This is a genomic window from Altererythrobacter chaiwopuensis, from assembly GCF_054957755.1.
In genome coordinates this window covers 1055246-1067691 of the sequence record NZ_JBTXJG010000001.1, presented here as the reverse complement: position 1 = coordinate 1067691, position 12446 = coordinate 1055246, and the positions used below count along the sequence as shown (strand labels likewise).

At 61.0% G+C, this 12446-nt stretch carries 12 protein-coding genes; 7 read left to right on the top strand and 5 right to left on the bottom strand.

The window, feature by feature from the left end:
- Positions 1-41 precede the first annotated feature (41 nt).
- The 3 genes from ACX2DJ_RS05265 to ACX2DJ_RS05255 all read right to left on the bottom strand — a co-directional run bounded on the left by ACX2DJ_RS05265 (position 42) and on the right by ACX2DJ_RS05255 (position 3563).
- Entirely contained in the window at positions 42-908 is an 867-nt protein-coding gene (locus tag ACX2DJ_RS05265; protein WP_462571385.1) for a helix-turn-helix domain-containing protein, read from the bottom strand.
- Positions 909-1047: 139 nt separating this feature from the next.
- Positions 1048-3315, bottom strand: a complete 2268-nt coding sequence (gene ptsP, locus ACX2DJ_RS05260; RefSeq protein WP_462571384.1) for a phosphoenolpyruvate--protein phosphotransferase — start codon at positions 3313-3315, stop codon at positions 1048-1050.
- Positions 3316-3407: 92 nt separating this feature from the next.
- Positions 3408-3563, bottom strand: a complete 156-nt coding sequence (locus ACX2DJ_RS05255; RefSeq protein ID WP_462571383.1) for a YdcH family protein — start codon at positions 3561-3563, stop codon at positions 3408-3410.
- A gap of 167 nt (positions 3564-3730) precedes the next feature.
- Here ACX2DJ_RS05255 and ACX2DJ_RS05250 point away from each other — a divergent pair, with 167 nt between their 5' ends.
- Entirely contained in the window at positions 3731-3928 is a 198-nt protein-coding gene (locus ACX2DJ_RS05250) for a YdcH family protein (RefSeq protein WP_462571381.1), read from the top strand.
- A gap of 229 nt (positions 3929-4157) precedes the next feature.
- Entirely contained in the window at positions 4158-4616 is a 459-nt protein-coding gene (locus ACX2DJ_RS05245) for a DUF1465 family protein (protein ID WP_462571380.1), read from the top strand.
- 27 nt (positions 4617-4643) lie between these two features.
- Here the strand turns inward: ACX2DJ_RS05245 and glpK are convergent, their stop codons facing one another.
- Positions 4644-6113 (bottom strand): glycerol kinase GlpK, encoded by a 1470-nt coding sequence (gene glpK / locus ACX2DJ_RS05240; RefSeq protein WP_462571379.1) that lies wholly within the window; start codon positions 6111-6113, stop codon positions 4644-4646.
- 50 nt (positions 6114-6163) lie between these two features.
- Here glpK and ACX2DJ_RS05235 point away from each other — a divergent pair, with 50 nt between their 5' ends.
- The 4 genes from ACX2DJ_RS05235 to ACX2DJ_RS05220 all read left to right on the top strand — a co-directional run bounded on the left by ACX2DJ_RS05235 (position 6164) and on the right by ACX2DJ_RS05220 (position 10313).
- The gene (locus tag ACX2DJ_RS05235; RefSeq protein ID WP_462571378.1) at positions 6164-7057 is read left to right on the top strand and encodes an MBL fold metallo-hydrolase; all 894 of its coding nucleotides are present in this window, start codon (positions 6164-6166) and stop codon (positions 7055-7057) included.
- Positions 7058-7123: 66 nt separating this feature from the next.
- Entirely contained in the window at positions 7124-7894 is a 771-nt protein-coding gene (locus tag ACX2DJ_RS05230) for a hypothetical protein (protein ID WP_462571377.1), read from the top strand.
- A gap of 72 nt (positions 7895-7966) precedes the next feature.
- Positions 7967-8953 carry a quinolinate synthase NadA gene (gene nadA, locus ACX2DJ_RS05225; protein ID WP_462571376.1) on the top strand — a complete coding sequence of 329 codons (987 nt, stop codon included), beginning with the start codon at positions 7967-7969 and terminating at the stop codon, positions 8951-8953.
- A gap of 31 nt (positions 8954-8984) precedes the next feature.
- Complete coding sequence (locus ACX2DJ_RS05220) at positions 8985-10313, top strand: DUF2254 domain-containing protein (RefSeq protein WP_462571375.1); 1329 nt, start codon at positions 8985-8987, stop codon at positions 10311-10313.
- A gap of 20 nt (positions 10314-10333) precedes the next feature.
- Here ACX2DJ_RS05220 and ACX2DJ_RS05215 read toward each other — a convergent pair whose 3' ends face one another.
- Complete coding sequence (locus ACX2DJ_RS05215) at positions 10334-11233, bottom strand: DMT family transporter (protein WP_462571374.1); 900 nt, start codon at positions 11231-11233, stop codon at positions 10334-10336.
- 86 nt (positions 11234-11319) lie between these two features.
- Here ACX2DJ_RS05215 and ACX2DJ_RS05210 point away from each other — a divergent pair, with 86 nt between their 5' ends.
- Entirely contained in the window at positions 11320-12444 is a 1125-nt protein-coding gene (locus ACX2DJ_RS05210) for an alkene reductase (RefSeq protein WP_462571373.1), read from the top strand.
- The last annotated feature ends 2 nt before the right edge of the window (positions 12445-12446 follow it).

Sequence of the window (12446 nt, the reverse complement as noted above, 5' to 3'; positions counted from 1 at the left end):
CTCAAGTCGAGCGGCGCAGATGCCAAAATGGTGGGTAATCCTCAGCCGATAACCATCGCAGGCGCAGAGTTGGCTTCAATCATCGCGGCGGGGCTGGCTTCGCCGGGTTGACCGCGAGTGCGAAGCGCTTCGGCCGTGATGGCAACATCGCGGATTACCACTTCCTCCTCTGACAGTTTGGGAACCCGCTGCCCGCCGACGGTGATCGCAAACGCATCAGGCCGCCCGGTCCAGATACGGGGGTCGCGCGCTTCGCTGGGGACGACAAACCGCTCTCCCTCGCTCATCAGCTTCTGTTCCAGCCGGCGCCCGCCAGCTTCATAGAAGCTTACCCACACACCCTCTTCGAGTGCAGTGAATACAACCTGGTCGGGCGGAAGAACCGGGGAACCGGCCCGCTCGGTATTGCTTGCACCCGCAGCAACCGCTGCGGCAGTGGGGCCGGGTTGCTTCTCGGCCACTAGCGGAGCCGGATCAGCGCCCGGCGCAGAATGGCTTGCGTAAAATGCATAACTTCCCACCGCCAACACCAACGCTGCAATCGCTGCCGCCCAGATAACTCCGGCCGGCGGCACCTTGGCCGGATCACCAGGTTCGAATGCAGGTGTATAGGCAGAGCGGCGATCGCCGCCTTCGGCAAATTCGCTGCGCAGGGCATTGATCAACTTCTGGTCATCAAGCCCGACCTCTCGGGCGTAGGTTCGGGTAAAACCGAAGGCATATGTGCGGGCGGGAAGTTCAGAGAATTGGCCCTGCTCCATCATGTCCAGATAGCGCAATGAGATACGTGTCCTTTGCGCCACTTGCTCAAGCGTAAGGCCTTGCTCTTCTCGCGCGCGGCGCAACCTCTGGCCCACCCCTTCAAGGGGCAGTTCTTCGCCCGTTTCGCCAGTTTCTTCCTCAACCATGATATCCGCGACCTTTTTTATTTGCTGCAAGAAGCCGCAAGAACGGCCTTCCTGTCAAGCGAGCTGGCGTCGGGACGAGATCGGATCGGGACGAGATGGCCAGCAGACCGGTAAATCAACGCCAAACCGGTGAAATTCATCAATCGGTCTCGATCCCGCGCGCTTCGGCCCAGTTTTGCACTTCCTGCCGCAAATTGACTTGTGGATCAGCGAGCCAGCCGCTCATTGATTCGGTTATCTCCTCCAGATCAACCTTGCGAATCAATTCCTTGATCGGGCCAACCGCAGCTGGCGTGATCGAAAGGCGGCGAAAGCCGATACCCATCAATGCCAGCGCCTCGAGCCGTCGGCCGCCCATTTCGCCGCACACGCCCAGGTCAACATCCGAGCCCACCATCTGGTTGGAAACCCTGCGCAGGAACCGCAGGATCGAATGGCTGATCCAGTCGTAACGCTCAGCCAGCTTGGGATTGGCGCGATCGGCGGCGAACAGGAACTGGGTAAGGTCGTTGGTGCCCACTGAAAGGAAGTTGATTTTGGGCAACATCAGATCAAGCACTTCGGCCAGCGCGGGCACCTCCAGCATCGCGCCATAACGGATCGCATCAGGGATCAACTTCTTCTGCCTGCGCAGATAGTTGAGCTGGCTGTCAAAAACCTGCTTCGCAGCGTCAAACTCCCACGGTTCCGACACCATTGGGAACATCACATAGAGCTCGCGCCCGGCGGCCGCCTCCAGCAGCGAACGCGCCTGGACCTTGAGCAAGCCTTCGCGCTCGAGCGCCAGGCGCAAGGCGCGCCAGCCCATCGCCGGGTTTTCATCATGCTCGGCCTGCTCGGATTGCAGATAGGGCACCGCCTTGTCACCGCCAATGTCGACCGTGCGGAAAATCACCGGCTTGTCACCGGCGGCATCAAGCACATCGCGATAAAGCCTGGTCTGCCGCTCGCGCTGCGGCAAGGTGGCCGAAACCAGAAATTGAAACTCGGTACGGAACAGACCGACTCCATCCGCCCCGGTCATCGCCAGCGCCGAGATATCGTCACGCAGGCCGGCATTTATCATCACCTGAATGCGTGTGCCGCAGCGGGTGAAGGGCTCCACGTCGCGTAATTTGGCGTAGGCCGCCTGTTTCTTGCGCGACTTGGCAAAACGTACAGCGAAGGCATCGGATATCTGCGGAGAAGGGCGGACATGGGCTTTCGCGGTATCGGCATCAAGCAGGATTTCATCGCCACTGCGCACGATCCCGCGGATCCCGCGCGCGCGGCCAAGCACCGGAAGGCCCATTGCGCGGGCAACGATTACCACATGCGCTGTGAGCGACCCCTCCTCAAGGACAACGCCCTTGAGCCGCCGCCGATCATATTCGAGCAATTCGGCCGGCCCGAGGTTGCGCGCAATCAGAATCGAATCGCGCGGCAAGCCTTGCTGCGCTGCGGTGCCAAGCTGGCCCGAAACGATCCGCAGCAGGCGGTTCGCCAGATCCTCAAGGTCATGCATGCGGTCTGCCAGCAACGGATCATCAATTTCCCGCATGCGCATGCGGGTGCGCTGCTGGACCCGCTCGATTGCGGCCTCGGCAGTCAGGCCGCTATCGATCGCCTCGTTAATGCGGCGGCTCCACCCTTCGTCATAGGCGAACATCTTGTAGGTCTGGAGGACCTCCTCGTGCTCGCCACCGATGCCGAATTCGGCCTGGTTCGCCATATTGTCGATCTGTTCGCGCATCTTGTCAAAGGCGCGGTAAACCCGCTGGCGTTCGGCCTCGATGTCATCGGCCATAACCTGGTCTATCGTGACGCGCGGCTGGTGATAGACCGCCTGGCCGAGGGCCAGCCCCTTTACCAATGCAAGCCCGGTGATGGTCTGCATCCCCGTTTGTGCGTCGGAAAGACCGCGTGTTTCTTCGTCGACCAGCTCGGCATTGGCAATCAGTTCGGACAGGACCATGGCGGTGGTCTGCAGTGCCTCGATCTCTACATCCTCATAACGGCGCGGATCGACATGCTGCACACACAACACACCCACCGCCCGTTCGCGATAGACGATCGGTACGCCGGCAAAACTGTGGAACTTGTCCTCCCCTGTTTCCGGGCGATACAGGAAGTCAGGATGCGCCTTGGCCTCAGCCAGGTTGAGCGTTTCGATATTGGCGGCAATTGTGCCGGTGAGCCCTTCGCCAATCGCCATGCGGGTAACGTGGACTGCACTGGCATTGAGCCCGCGCGTAGCAAACAGTTCGAGCATGCCCTCGCGCAGGAGATAGATCGAGCATACTTCGCTATCGAGGCTCTGCCCGATGATATCGACCACCTGGTCAAGCTTGCCCTGCGCATGCAAGCGCGAAGCCATCACCTCGTGCAGGCGGGTGAGGATCAAACGAGCAGATGCAGTGGCAGACATGCCCGAGCCTATAGCAGCTTCAACGCAATACGGAACGCCGCATCAACGCGCATGCACGCGTTGCAGCGCCGCCGGGGGCAGACTTCCGAAAATCAGGCTTCGGCGAGCGCTTCCTTGATCCTCAGCTTGCGCTTCTTGAGTTGTTGGATCGTCGCATTGTCAGGCGCGGGTCGGTTCATTTCATCGCGCAACCGCGCTTCAAGACCGGCATGTTTGGATTGCAGCGCTTGGACGTGAGACGATTCCATCAAGGTTCTCCTTTACGTTGGGACCGCAGGGGCGACTCGTCCGAACGCGGACGAGCCACGAATTGTCATCAAACCATATAATGCTTAACTTGAAAAGACTGGCTGAGCCACTATTCGGCTCGAAACATCCGGCGCGCAGCAAGCCGCCGGTTTCAGGAGGCAATCGAGTGTCCGAACAAGAGCTTCGCAAGCGGCTGGAACTGCTGCGCACGGAGCATCGCGATCTCGATGCAGCCATTGCTGCGTTGACCGAGGCAGGTTCGCAGGACCAGCTGCAGATAGCGCGCCTCAAAAAGCGCAAGCTGAAGCTCAAGGACCAGATCTCCCTGATCGAGGACAACTTGTTGCCTGACATTATCGCGTGATTGCGCCGGTCAGGGCGCGGCAGCCGCTGGTCGAAAATTGTCGTTAACGACGTTTAGCCAGACCTGCTGCGGCAAACCGCCTCCTTGAATATTATAATTTATTTTCAATGATTTCTTGGTTAATACGGGCTTACGATCCGTTCCGCTTTGGGACAGTAGGTGGAGAAGTAGCGGACAATATGGTTGCCGCTCTGGACCTTTGCCGCGCAAGCGTTTTAGCGATGCGAACATGTTTCGAACCAGCAGCCTTTCACGCCCGATCATTGAATCGCTTTACAGCGAAGCCTTGCTCCTGGCCGATGAAGTACGCGCTGTGTTCGCCCTGCGCATGGGGGATCAGGCCGCAGGCGGCAGCGACGAGCTGCGCCTGGTACTGTCGAGCGAGGGCTTGAAGGCGACGACACGGATGATGCATGTGCTCGCCTGGCTGCTCAACCAGCGGGCGTTTTTCTCCGGCGAGCTCAACGAAATGCAGTTGCGGCGCCACGGGCGGTTGCCCGAGGATCGGGATTCGTGCCCCGAAGATATGGAATTGCTCGAGCCGGCGACCCGCGCCCTGATCCAAGATACGATCCATTTGCATCGCCGCATCTCCCGGCTCGATGAAGCCTGGAGCGAGCATTTTGCCGCGCGGCCGATGGTGCACAACATGCACGAGCGGCTGGGCCGCGCGCTTGGCCAGCGCTGATCCGCTTTACTGAAGCAGTTGCGAGGTTCAGGCCGCTGCCAGCGCCTCGTGCCAGCGCGCCAGCCGCTCTGACCTGACCGCATCAGCCATATCGGGTGTAAAGCTGCTCGAATGGCCACGCATTGCCGCCGCTGCAGCTGGAAAATCCGGATATATCCCTGCCCCTGCTGTAGCCAGCATCGCCGCGCCAAGCGCGGTCGTTTCCACGAAATCAGGCCGCTCGACGGTGAGATCGAGCATATTGGCAAGATCCTGCGCCATCCAGTTATTGGCGCTCATTCCGCCATCGATCCGCAAGGTGCCCCAAGGCGCACCATCGGCAGCAAAAGCTTCAGCCAAATCATACGTCTGGTGCGCCATCGCCTCCAGCGCGGCGCGTGCCAGCTGCGCCTTGCCGCTGGCAAAGCTGAGCCCGGTGATCACCCCGCGTGCCTCGGCCCGCCAATGCGGCGCGCCCAACCCGGTGAGTGCGGGTACGATGGTGACGCCTCCGCTGTCGGGAATTGAACGCGCCAGCGCTTCGGTCTGCCCAGCCACATCAACGATGCCAAGGGAATCACGCAGCCACTTCACGAGGCTGCCGGCCACGAATACCGAACCTTCGAGCGCATAGGTCCGCTCGCCGCCAAGCTGGTAGAGCACTGTGCCCAGCAGGCGATGGCTCGACACGGGAATGTCTTTGCCTTTGTTGGTGAGGACGAAAGCACCGGTGCCAAAGGTCGCCTTGGTTTCGCCAAAGGCCAGGCATGCCTGGCCGATCGTGGCCGCCTGCTGGTCACCCGCGAGCCCGGTGATGGGAATCTTGCGACCTAGCCATTCGGCTTGAGCAATGCCAAATTCGCCCGCATTGTCGACCACTTGCGGCAAAGCGCGAAGGGGCACGCCGAAAAGGTCACAAAGGCCCTCGTCAAAACCTGCCCCGTCCAGCGCCATCAACAATGTGCGGCTGGCATTGCTGGCATCGGTCAGATGTTCTCCGCCGGTGAGCTTCCATACCAGCCAGCTCTCGACCGTACCGAAGGCGAGCCTGCCTTGTTCCGCCGCGCCGCGCACGGCAGGGGCATTCTCGAGCATCCAGCGCATCTTGGTACCGGAAAAATAGGGATCGAGCAGCAGCCCGGTGCGCCGCTGGACTTCGGCTTCATTTCCGGCGGCACGCAGGGTTTCGCAAAATTCCGCCGTGCGCCGGTCCTGCCACACGATCGCCCGCGTCAGCGGCTCTCCGCTATGCTTGTCCCAGGCGACAACCGTTTCGCGCTGGTTGGTGATACCGATACAGGCGATCCGTTCTGCCCCGCCAGCTTTGCTGGCAACCTCTCGCGCGCAGGCCAGCGTCTTGTCCCAAATCTCGGCGGCATCATGTTCAACCCAACCCGATTTCGGGTAGCGCTGCTCGAGTTCCTGCTGCGACTGGCCATGCAGCTTCCCGTCCCGGCCGAACAGCATCGCACGGGTCGATGTGGTTCCTTCGTCCAGCACCAGGATGAATTCACTCATGCAACTCTCCTCAAATTCGTTGGCGTGACATGTGCACGCTCAATTGCCATATGCAAGCCATGGCATTTCCACCCAAGCCCTGGCCAACCGGCGTGGCCGAGCAATGTGAACCGTTGGTGCGGCGTGTGCTCGCCCCCAATCCGTCACCCTATACCTACACCGGCACGCAGACATATATCGTCGGCAATGCCGGCGACGTGGCGGTGATCGACCCTGGCCCGGCGGATGACGCGCATCTTGGCGCTGTTATCGATGCAATCGGTGATAAGCGGGTGATTGCGATCATGTGCACGCATACGCACCGTGACCATTCACCGGCTGCCGCACCTCTGGCTCAGCGCACCGGCGCGCCGGTGGTTGGCTGCGCACCTTTGGTGATCGACAGCACTGTCTTGAAGGAATGGGGGCCGCGTTCGGACGAGGCTTTTGACACGACCTATGATCCTGACCGGGTGCTGCTAGATGGCGAAGCGATGGCGGGCGAAGGTTGGACCCTGCGCGCGCTTCATACCCCCGGCCACACCTCCAACCACCTGTGCTTCGCGCTTGAGGAATCAGGCGCATTGTTCACGGGAGATCACGTGATGGGCTGGTCAACCAGCGTGGTGATCCCGCCCGATGGCGACATGGGCGATTACATGAAAAGCCTGGAAAGGCTGCAATCGCGCGATGATCGGATCTATTACTCTGCCCATGGCGAACCGATCGAGAAGCCCCGCCAATTGGTACGCGGGATGATGGGGCATCGCCGCCAGCGCGAGAACCAGATCCTGCGCCTGCTGGGCGAGCGAGCGCGACCAATCCCCGAATTCATTCCTGAAATGTACAAAGGGCTCGACGAGCGACTGGTCAAGGCCGCGCAGATGAGCGTGCTGGCGCACCTGCTTGACCTCGAGAAACGGGGGCTGGCTGGGCGCGACGGGGAGATCTGGCGGGTCGATTGACGGCGACGGACGGCAAATTGTATTTAAGTGATGGTTCGGATGGGTCGCTTTCTGAGGGGAGAGGCGATGGCAACGGTAACAGGCAATTCCGCAGCGGGAAGAGAGCAACGATTCTTCCTGATCATGGCATGGGTCATGTCGCTGGTCATAGTGGCAGGGTTTTCGCTCAATCTGGCCATGGGCCGGTCAAGCTTTGATGCGCCCTGGCAATATCACCTGCACGGGGTGGCCTTCATGGGCTGGATCGGGCTATTTCTTGCGCAGAATACCTTGATCGCGGGAGGCAACATCGCGCTCCACAAGCGGCTCGGTCAGGTCGCCTACTTCTATATTCCGCTGATGGTGGTGCTGGGCTTCACCATCATGTTCGTTTCCATGCGCCGCACCGGCGGGCCGTTCTTTTTCGACCAGAACGAATTCCTGGTCAGCAATTCGTTGCAGTTGCTGGCGTTCGGCGGCCTCGCCTTCGCGTCGCTCAGAGCACGGCGATATTCGGGCTGGCACCGGCGGCTGATGTTCGGTGCCATGGCGATCCTTACCGGGCCCGGCCTCGGTCGCTTGCTCCCGCTGCCGCTGATGATGCCCTATGCATGGCGGATCACCATCGCGGCGACACTGATCTTCCCGATGATCGGGATGATCGCCGATTGGCGCCGCAGCGGTAAGGTGCACCCGGCGTGGCTGTGGGGTGCGGGTTTGATCCTGGGTGCGCAGATTCTGGGTAGTTTCATCGCCTATACCTCGCTGGGCGTTTCGTTGACCGAACTCCTGCTCGCCGGTTCGCCCGGCGCCGAACGGCCGATGGCGGCCTATCTGCCGCCCGGCTTCGCGATGTAGCGGCCGAAACGCGCTCGCAAATCGCCGCTGGCGTCCTATATGAATGCCAGAGGCAACTGACTGGATTGATTGATGAGCGTCCTGACCAAAGTCCCCACCGGCAAGGATCTGCTGGCCGAGATTGACCGGCTGCGCAAAGAGCGCAACGCGGTGATCCTGGCGCATTATTACCAGACTGCCGATATCCAGGACATCGCCGACTTCGTGGGCGATTCTCTGGAGTTGAGCAAAAAGGCAGCTGAAACCGATGCCGATGTGATCGCCTTCTGCGGGGTCAAGTTCATGGCCGAAACGGCCAAGATCCTGAGCCCTGAAAAGATCGTGATCCTGCCCGACATGGATGCCGGCTGCAGCCTTGAAGACAGTTGCCCGCCCGAAAAATTCAAGGCTTTCCGCGAGGCGCATCCCGATCACATCGCGCTGACCTATATCAATTGCTCGACCGAGGTGAAGGCGCTCAGCGACGTGATCGTCACCAGCTCGTCCGCCGAAACGATCCTGCAGCAGATCCCCAAGGATCAGAAGATCATCTTCGGGCCTGATCGGCACCTGGGCGGCTATCTCAGCCGCAAGTTCAACCGCGAAATGCTGCTGTGGCCGGGCGTGTGCATCGTGCACGAGGCCTTCAGCGAAACCGAGCTGATGAAACTGAAAGAGCAATATCCGGGCGCCCCGGTGGCCGCGCACCCCGAATGCCCGCCCTCGATCATCGACCACGCCGATTATGTCGGCTCGACCAGCGGCATCCTGAATTTTGCCAAGACTTTCCCGGGTGACACGCTGATCGTCGCAACCGAGCCGCACATCATCCACCAGATGGAAAAGGCGCTGCCGGAAAAGCATTTTATCGGCGCGCCGGGGGCTGACGGCAACTGCAGCTGCAACATCTGCCCCTATATGGCGCTCAACACGATGGAGAAGCTCTATGTCGCACTGCGCGACCTCGAGCCGCGTATCGAGATCGAGGAAGGGCTGCGCCTCGCCGCCAAGAAGAGCCTCGACAAGATGCTGGAAATGGCGGGCAGCACCGTTGGCAAGGGCGATCTGGGGCGCGCTTGAACCTTCTGCCCATCTCCAGCGTTAGGACGCCATGACCGAATATCCGCGCCGGCTGTGGGCCGAGCTCAATTCGAACTACTGGTTCTATCCGGCGCTGTTTTCCGTAATCGCGGCGCTGCTGGCGCTGGGGCTGGTCTGGGTCGACCGCAACGGGTTTGCCGAATTCCTCAATGGTGTGGATTGGATCATCCCTGCCCGGCCGCAAGGTGCGAGCAATATGCTCACCGTGATTGCCGGATCCATGATCGGGGTCGCCTCCACGGTATTCTCGATCACTATCGCTGCGGTCGCTTATGCCAGCGGCGCCTATGGCCCGCGCTTGCTAACCAATTTCATGGAAGACAAGGGCAACCAGTTCAGTCTGGCGACCTTTATCGGCACCTTCGTCTATGCGCTGGTGGTATTGCGCGCAGTCCGCAGCGAGGATGAAATCGCCGCTACCGCTGCAGACGCTGCCGCAACCAGTTTACCCGGCTTCGTTCCCCAACTCTCACTGTTGGTCGGGATGGGTCTGATGGCTGTATCGATCGGCGTGCTGGTGTTTTTCCTCAATCACATCCCTGCCAGCATCCGGATTAACACTGTGCTGGAAGGGATTGGCAAGCGGCTGCTGAAAGGGATCGAAGAAACCTATCCGGAACAGGACAAGGGTCTGCCAATCACCAAATCACCCAAGGGCATTCCGGTTCTGGCGGACCGCGCAGGCTATGTTCAACTGATTGCCTTCGATTCTTTGGCGCGCCTGGCCAGGAAATCGGAAGGGCGCGTCTCGCTCAGCGTGCGCACTGGCGATTTTGTGCATCCGGGCATGACCATTGCCGAATTGTGCGATGTCGATCTGACCGATGACCTGGCTGAGGATCTGCGCGATAAATTCACCCTTGGCGCAACCCGCACACCGGATCAGGACCTGCAATTCCTGATCGACGAACTGGTGGAGATCGGCCTGAGGGCGCTTTCCCCGGGAATCAACGATCCATTTACCGCGATCACCGCGCTGCATTGGCTCGGCGCGGGAACAGCATTGCTGGGAACGCGCGATTTGAACAAGGACATCGGGGACGAAGACCACGCTGTGTTAAAAGATCTGGTGGTGCCCCTTCCCGATGATTTCAATCATTATGTCAAACGTGGTTTCGGCAATTTCCGCAGCGCTGCCGCCACCAGCCCGCCCGCCGCGCTGGTGATGTTCGATACGCTGAGGAACTGCGCCGCACCAATCAGTAATGAAACCCGCAAGGCCGCGCTGCATCAGGAAGGCGAGCGTCTGATCCAGCAAGTCCGCCAACAACTGACCGGCCCCGATCTGGAAGATGTGGAGGCACGCTTTGTCAGTTTCAGCAGGGCAATGGCGGGCTGATCCGCCGGGCTGAATTCCCGCTATTCATCAGCCACCAGATTGGCGGGATTGGCCTTGCTACCCCGCGCAATCACCAGCGCACTTCCGAGAAGCACCATGCCCATGATGTCGAGCGGCGTCAGCATTTCGCCGAACACGCTGTAGCCCACCAGCGCCGCCACCGCCGGCTGGGTCAGCAGCGCCAGCCCGATCACCAGCGGCGGGAAATGGCGCATGGAAAACACCAGCAGCCCCTGCCCCACCAGCTGGCTGGAGACGAACAGGATCAGGATCGGCGTCCAGTCGGTCGGCCATACCGGCTCGCCTTTCACCAGCGCTATGGCGAGCAGCATCGGGCAGGCAAATATGCTCACCCACACCAGCAGGCTCCACCCGCCGATGGTCTGCCGCGCGCCTTGCAGATTGATCAGATAGACCGCGTAGAGCAATCCTGCAGTGAGGCAGAACAAATCGCCGATCAGCGTGCTGGTGGAAATCTCGGCGCTGCGCCCCATCAATATGCCTGCACCCGCCAGCGCGCAGACAATCGCAACCCATTCGAGCCCGCGCGGCAGGCAGCGCGCGATGATGAAGCCCCAGAACAGCAGCACGATGCTGCCCGCATTGCCGAACAATGTCGCATTGCCGAGCCGGGTCAGCTCGATCCCGACATGCCAGGTGGCAAGGTCGAGCCCGAACGCCAGCGAGCCCAGAGCGACGAATATCAACGTCCGGCGAGGGATGCCGGTCAGCGCCTGCCCGCTCACCCGCGCCAGCAGCACCAGAAAGGGCAGCGCCAGAAACAGGCGCCAGAACCCGGCGGATACCGGCCCGGTATCGGCCAGCCGCACCAGCCACGGGCCGAGTGCAAGCGCAACATTGCCCGCTAGCAGGGCAAGCAGCAGCAACCAGCCGCGTGGCTGGGCAAGTTCTGCTTGCATGCCCCGCTCTTTTTCCATTGCCCCCACTTTTTCCACGGGTTGCGCACTAGCTGCGAATTCCCCAAGTGCGAAGCCGAATAGTTCGCATGGAAAGGACAATCACCTTGCACGACACTCTGTTCCAGCCGCTCACCATGGGCGCACTTGAAGCAAAGAACCGCATTTTCATGGCCCCGCTCACGCGTGGACGCGCCGCCGAACCGATGTTCACCCCCAACGAACTGATGGCGACCTATTACCGCCAGCGCGCCGGGGCGGGGATGATCCTGACCGAAGCGACCGGGATCAGCCGCGAGGGTCTCGGCTGGCCCTCTGCGCCGGGCATATGGAGCGACGAGCAAGCCGAAGCGTGGAAAGCCTCGACCAAGGCTGTTCATGAAGAAGGCGGGCTGATCGTGATGCAGCTGTGGCACATGGGGCGGATCGTCCACCCCGTGTTCCTAGATGGTGAACCGCCGTTTTCGGCCAGCGCCACCACCGCGCCCGGCGAAGCGCATACTCCGACGGGCAAGCAGCCCTATGCCGAAGCGCGCGCGATGACGCATGAAGATATCAAGCGCACCATCGGCGATTACCGCCGCGCCGCGGAGAACGCCAAGAAGGCGGGCTTTGACGGGGTGCAATTGCACGGCGCGAACGGCTATCTCATCGACCAGTTCCTGCGCGACAAGACCAACCTGCGCACCGACGAGTATGGCGGTTCACCCGAAAATCGCACCCGCTTCATGCGCAAAGTGCTCGAAGCGCTGATTGATGTGTGGGGCGCAGACCGCGTCGGCATACGTCTTTCACCCAATGGCGAGACTCAGGGCTGCGATGACAGCAATCCGCCCGCCACCTTCGGTGCGGCAGCAAAGGTCTGCCAAGAGCTGGGCCTGGCATTTGTCGAACTGCGCGAGCCGGGCCCCGATGGCACCTTTGGCGCAACCGAGGTGCCCAAACAGAGCCCGCTGATCCGCGAGATCTATTCGGGCCCGCTGATCCTCAACAGCGATTACACCGCCGAGCAGGCCGTGGCCGACATCGAAAGCGGCAAATGCGATGCGGTGAGCTTTGGGCGGCCCTATATCTCGAACCCCGACCTTGCCGAGCGCATTCGGGTGGGTGCGCATTGGAACCCCAACAAGGATGTACCCAAGAGCTGGTATTTCCCGATTCCGCAGGGCTACACCGATTATCCGACCCTGGCCGAGGAACAGGCCGCAGCCTGAGC